The sequence below is a fragment of the Eubacterium ramulus genome (genome assembly GCF_003122485.1).
GTDB classification, from domain to species: domain Bacteria; phylum Bacillota; class Clostridia; order Lachnospirales; family Lachnospiraceae; genus Eubacterium_I; species Eubacterium_I ramulus_A.
The window spans coordinates 1-3,966 of record NZ_JRFU01000024.1 but is presented as its reverse complement, the minus strand read 5'-3'; the positions used below and the strand labels follow the sequence as shown (position 1 = coordinate 3,966).

General features: G+C 40.8%; 3 protein-coding genes and 7 tRNA genes. All 10 read right to left on the bottom strand.

The genetic code is table 11. The features are described from left to right. Positions 1-163 precede the first annotated feature (163 nt). Entirely contained in the window at positions 164-430 is a 267-nt protein-coding gene (locus LG34_RS02585) for a heavy-metal-associated domain-containing protein (RefSeq protein ID WP_109214742.1), read from the bottom strand. 364 nt (positions 431-794) lie between these two features. Then, entirely contained in the window at positions 795-2,348 is a 1,554-nt protein-coding gene (locus tag LG34_RS02580) for an ABC-F family ATP-binding cassette domain-containing protein (protein ID WP_109214741.1), read from the bottom strand. A gap of 47 nt (positions 2,349-2,395) precedes the next feature. After that, entirely contained in the window at positions 2,396-2,821 is a 426-nt protein-coding gene (locus LG34_RS02575) for a DUF488 domain-containing protein (RefSeq protein WP_181369265.1), read from the bottom strand. A 391-nt stretch (positions 2,822-3,212) separates the two neighbouring features. Further along, positions 3,213-3,286, bottom strand: a tRNA-Arg gene (locus LG34_RS02570). A 29-nt stretch (positions 3,287-3,315) separates the two neighbouring features. Further along, a tRNA-Leu gene (locus LG34_RS02565) sits at positions 3,316-3,399 on the bottom strand. Positions 3,400-3,417: 18 nt separating this feature from the next. Continuing rightward, positions 3,418-3,490: transfer RNA gene (locus LG34_RS02560), tRNA-Val, on the bottom strand. A 5-nt stretch (positions 3,491-3,495) separates the two neighbouring features. Beyond that, positions 3,496-3,569, bottom strand: a tRNA-Asp gene (locus LG34_RS02555). A 27-nt stretch (positions 3,570-3,596) separates the two neighbouring features. Next, a tRNA-Ile gene (locus tag LG34_RS02550) sits at positions 3,597-3,670 on the bottom strand. Positions 3,671-3,676: 6 nt separating this feature from the next. Beyond that, positions 3,677-3,749 (bottom strand) — tRNA-Thr (locus LG34_RS02545). Positions 3,750-3,843: 94 nt separating this feature from the next. Further along, positions 3,844-3,915, bottom strand: a tRNA-Glu gene (locus tag LG34_RS02540). Positions 3,916-3,966: the final 51 nt, after the last annotated feature.

The window sequence follows — 3,966 nt, the reverse complement described above, 5'->3', positions numbered from 1 at the left end:
CAATGGTTTTGCGCCGACCGGAACGGAGTGTAGAGTGCAGTGATTCTGATAAGATTCTTCAGATAATGTAAGTTAAATTTTTTCTTGCACTCAAAATGTAATAAAAAAACCGGCAGCTACTACAAAATTTCCTCTATAGTAGTTGTCGGCATTTTACTGCATATTATTTCTTTCCAAAATGGAAGAAACCTTTCTTTTCTTTTTTCTCATAAGGCTCAGCTTCATAAGATAATACTTTATATCCGATATCCTTTACCTGTTTTTTCACCCATGGAATATCAAGTTCCGCATCACTGATGATAACGGTCTCTCCGGCACTTGCAGAAGAAGACACTTTATTTACTTTAAAATTGTTGCGGATGACTTCATTCATATGAGCTTCACACATGCTGCATGACATACCATCAATTTTTAATACAGTCTTTACCATACTGATTCCTTCTTTCTTAAATGATCATTTTTCAATTTACTTTTCAGATTCATTATGATATTTCAAGTCGAACACAGTTGATACCCGGTGCATAATTCCAGGTAGCATCAGCTGACATTTTCTTCCATTCAATCATAAAAAGATATTCTGAAACCAGCATTATTGTATACCCCTATGGGGTACTCTGTCAATCGTTTTAGTTAGCATATGCTACTATATTATTGATGTATTTTTCTCATAAAATTCAATTTTTGAGATCACTGGGTAAATGCTCTTATATATTCTGTTTCAATTTTCCAATTAAAAAATGTCTGATATACATTTATGCATTTTCCAGGCAAACATCTTTAATAATATCCTGCTTTTATAATTTCGTCGTCCACTGGCTCATATTCCAGATCTCATCTACCACATCCTGATAAAACTCCGGCTCATGACAGATCAGCAGAATACTTCCGCGGTATTCCTGCAATGCAGTCTTTAATGCATCCTTTGCATCTACATCCAAATGGTTAGTCGGCTCGTCCAGAAGCAGGAAATTTGTATCACGATTCAGCAGCTTACACAGACGTACTTTTGCCTGCTCGCCACCGCTTAATACACGCACCTGGCTTTCAATATGTTTTGTCGTCAATCCACATTTTGCCAGAGCGGAACGAACTTCATACTGAGAAAATGATGGAAACTCCTCCCAGATTTCTTCGATACAGCTGTTTCGATTATCTGGGCTTACTTCCTGCTCAAAATAGCCAAGCTGTAGTTTTTCACCCAATTCGCATTCACCGGAAATAGATGGAATCAAACCAAGAATACTCTTCAGCAACGTTGTTTTTCCGATTCCGTTAGTACCAACCAACGCAATCTTCTGACCACGCTCCATAGAGAAATTTAATGGTTTGGACAGAGGTTCGTCGTAACCGATCACCAGATCATGTGTCTCAAACAGCATTTTTCCCGGTGTCTGTCCATACTGAAAATGAAATTCCGGCTTTGGACGCTCTGCCGCCAGTTCGATAACATCCATTTTGTCCAGTTTTTTCTGACGGGACATCGCCATGTTTCTAGTAGAAACTCTGGCCTTATTTCTTGCTACAAAGTCTTTTAATTCACTGATTTCCTGCTGCTGTCTGCGATACGCAGCCTCAAGCTGCGCTTTTTTCATAGCATACACTTCCTGGAAATGCTCATAATCCCCTACATATCGGTTCAGTTCCTGGTTTTCCATATGATAAATAATATTTACCACTTCATTCAGGAATGGAATATCATGGGAAATCAGAATAAATGCATTTTCATAATCCAGCAGATAACGTTTCAGCCATGCAATATGCTCCTCATCCAGATAGTTTGTCGGCTCATCCAGCAATAAAATATCCGGTTTTTCAAGCAATAATTTTGCCAGTAAAACTTTTGTTCTCTGACCACCACTCAGGTCTGTGACATCGCGGTCAAGCCCCAGATCCATCAAACCTAATGCGCGGGCAACCTCGTCCACTTTTGCATCAATCATATAGAAATCATGCTGTTCCAACAGCTCCTGATAAGTACCTGTCTCCTCAAGCAGACGTTCCATTTCCTCTGGTGTCGCATCTGCCATCTGTTCAAACATCTGATTCATCTCTGTTTCCATATCAAACAGCCAGGAAAATGCGGAACGCAGCACATCACCGATGGTCATTCCTTCTTCCAGCACTGCATGCTGATCCAGATATCCCGCCCGGACATTTTTTGCCCATTCTACTTTTCCTTCATCCGGCATCAAACGTCCGGTTACAATACTCATAAATGTGGATTTTCCCTCACCATTTGCACCAATCAAACCGATATGCTCGCCCTTCAGCAAACGAAAAGATACATCTTCAAAAATCGCACGATCACCAAAACCATGCGTCAGGTGTTCTACATTTAAAATACTCATCTAGCTATATGTTCTCCTTCATTTTCCAATTTCAGCTGCTTTTATGTTTACAACCAGTTGTCCACTTTTACCCGTTTTTTCATCATCTGGTACAATTTATAATAATTCAAATACTCTTGCCTTGTGTTAATTTCTGCACCCATGCCAAGCAAAATCCCCGCAATGATACTCCTATGACACATTGCTTCCGTTTCGCAATAGCAGCCAAGCATAATATTTTTTGTTTTACTCATATCTGTCAAATTTTCTAGCAAAGTAAGTGCCTCTGCATTCTCAGATAATTCCTTCACAAACTGTGGCACATACACTTCATAAAAAAATTTCTGATTAAACGTTTTTTCCTGACATGCTTCACGATATTTCTGGAACAGATCTGGCGACGGACTGAGCGCTGGTATATGTTTCACAAAATCAGGCAGATCATCTGGCTTACGCACAATCAACCAATTTTCTTCATATTTGTTTTGATCCATTTCTTGATAACTCCCAACTGTTAACATTACAATTCTCCTTCTCTTATCTTAAATATTTTATAAAAACTTCTATAGCTATTATTTATGACTCGTTCAACACCTCGCAGCTCTCTTTTAATATTTCTAAACGATCTTTAATTTTCTAAATTTGTGCATTTTACGAAACATACTTTTTTCAAACTACAGCCGTCATCTATAAGACATCTATTGTACCATAAATTATCGTCTAAGTTAAGTCCCTTCTCCAATAATATATCACCTAGTTAAATAATTTTCTCTCTGCAAATTTAGAAATGGAACAACTTGGAACAAAAGAACAAAACATGACCCTTGTAACGCAAAAAAATACCGCAAACCCTTGTAAATCAAAGGCTTGCGATACTTCTTAGGACGTGCGTGAGAGGATTCGAACCCCCGACACCTTGGTCCGTAGCCAAGTGCTCTATCCAGCTGAGCTACACACACATATTCAATTAACTTCTTTAAGAAGTTAATGCCGGCGACCGGAATCGAACCGGTACGATGTCGCCACCACAGGATTTTAAGTCCTGCGCGTCTGCCAGTTCCGCCACGCCGGCATGATGCTTTAGCATCGATGGGACCTACAGGGCTCGAACCTGTGACCCTCTGCTTGTAAGGCAGATGCTCTCCCAGCTGAGCTAAGATCCCATAAACGACCCAGACGGGACTCGAACCCGTGACCTCCGCCGTGACAGGGCGGCGCTCTAACCAACTGAGCCACTAGGCCAGATCGTTAATTATATGTTTTGCAAAATGGACCTTCGGGGACTTGAACCCAGGACCGACCGGTTATGAGCCGGTTGCTCTAACCAACTGAGCTAAAGGTCCATAAAAAGCCGATGATCGGACTCGAACCGATAACCTGCTGATTACAAATCAGCTGCTCTGCCAATTGAGCCACATCGGCATAAACATACAGAAACAAATTTGTTTCCTGAGTCTAATGTTTATCAGCCAACAGACCTCTGCTACTTTTTTGAGCAATTCTGCTAACATATAAGTGACTCCAACGGGAATCGAACCCGTGTTACCGCCGTGAAAGGGCGATGTCTTAACCGCTTGACCATGGAGCCATAACTCCCCGAGTAGGGCTCGAACCTACAACAACTCGGTTAACAGCCGAG

Coding starts and splice junctions, on each gene's coding strand:
- LG34_RS02580 (WP_109214741.1), bottom strand. CDS start 2,348: ATGAGTATTTTAAATGTAGAACACCTGACGCATGGTTTTGGTGATCGT.
- LG34_RS02575 (WP_181369265.1), bottom strand. CDS start 2,821: ATGGATCAAAACAAATATGAAGAAAATTGGTTGATTGTGCGTAAGCCA.
- LG34_RS02585 (WP_109214742.1), bottom strand. CDS start 430: ATGGTAAAGACTGTATTAAAAATTGATGGTATGTCATGCAGCATGTGT.